Source organism: Sporosarcina sp. NCCP-2331, from assembly GCF_023707945.1.
Classification (GTDB): Bacteria; Bacillota; Bacilli; order Bacillales_A; family Planococcaceae; genus Sporosarcina; species Sporosarcina cascadiensis.
Genome location: NZ_BRCD01000076.1, coordinates 1 through 1464, shown reverse-complemented (window position 1 = coordinate 1464; position 1464 = coordinate 1). Strand labels below are relative to the sequence as shown.

The 1464-nt window shown below is 40.5% G+C and carries 1 protein-coding gene; it reads right to left on the bottom strand.

Annotated elements, in window-relative coordinates; translation table 11 throughout:
• Nucleotides 1-37: 37 nt before the first annotated feature.
• A protein-coding gene (locus tag NCCP2331_RS18225) for an IS3 family transposase (protein WP_251672119.1) occupies nucleotides 38-1368 on the bottom strand; the annotation gives its coding sequence in 2 pieces (ribosomal slippage) (nucleotides 38-987 and nucleotides 987-1368; 1332 coding nt in all).
• Between the last annotated feature and the right edge of the window lie 96 nt (nucleotides 1369-1464).

The following is a 1464-nucleotide window of genomic DNA, read 5'->3' as shown; positions in this document are numbered from 1 at the left end:
TAAAGTGTACCCTTTGTAAAGGACAATTATAAAAAGTCTAGGCTGTTTGTTGAAGCTGTTGTCTGTATTTTGCAGGCGGCAGCTTTTTCAAATTCCATTGACCTCGATAATGATTGTAGTACGTCATATAACTCTTAATCTCTCGTCTCACTTCTTCTAATGTCTCGCAATCTTTTATATTGGTTTCATCCTTAAAATGCCCAAAAAATGATTCTTGCGGAGCGTTATCCCAACAGTTTCCTCTACGTGACATCGATTGCCCTAACCCCATTTTCTTCACAGCTGCCTGATATCTCGGATTCGTATAATGAAATCCTTGATCCGAATGTATAAAGGCATCTGTTAGTAAATGGCGGTGTTTCTTTAGTTTCTGAAGCGTATTCATTGCGATGTCCAGACCTAAAGAAGAAGAGGTTTCATAGGCTAATATCTCATTCGTTTGGGCGTCTTTAATCGTTGATAAGTACGCACGTTTTCCATTTCCATACGTCAAATAAGTGATATCAGTCAATAATACCTTTCCAGCTACCCCTTGCTTAAACTCGCGTTGTAACGTGTTTTCACATGTGCGATGCTCCTTCGTTGCCTTCGCCATTCGACGTGCTGGATTAGCCTTGCGGATCGGACAGATGATCTCAAATTTCTTCATAATACGGCGGATACGTTTTAGGTTATATGTGATGCCATACTGATTTTGAAGTGTCATTTTGATTTGGCGCGCCCCTTTTTTTCTGCCTCTAAAATGATAGGCCCGTAAAATGATCTCCTTTACGGCTTCATCTGCCTGTTCTTGTGTGACGCGTCTCTGTTTAGATTTCTCTTCAAAGTGCTTATAGTAGCCCGAACGGGAGACCTCCATGATTTCGCATAAGTAGCTCACCAAACGTGCTAATTTATATTTTCGGATAGTGGAATGGATAAGTTCATATTTCAGCGACGTTTGGATGGTGATTTCTTTTTCATCATCTGCCTTTCGAGTAGATCGAGCTTTTTTAACAGTTCATTCTCCGCCTGTAATAAGCGATTCTTCGCTTCCAACCGTTCAATTTTTTCTTCTGGTGTTAGGTCGCGTTCTATTGGGCGACCTGAATTATTTTTTCGTGTATCCTGTAAGCCCTCTACACCATTTTTTCGGTAGGCAGCACGCCAGCGCTTTCCTGAAGATCTAACCCGTTCTATTCCTATTAAATCAGCATCTAAGCCAGCCTCCTCGAATATTTCTCGCGGCAGTTTTCCTTTTTCATTTTCCGCAATAAAATGGCGTTTAAATTCATCGGTATAAGTGATAGATTTGTCACTAACAGCCTGTACGTTGGGATTGCATTGTAATTGGGCTTGTTCATCAGTAGTAAATAGTTCTCGTGTCATTTTGATCCACTCCCGTCGTCTTTTTCCCCATTATAAACAAAAGTACCCCATACGATAGACTTTTTTCAAAGTGTCTATCGTATAGGGTACATTTTA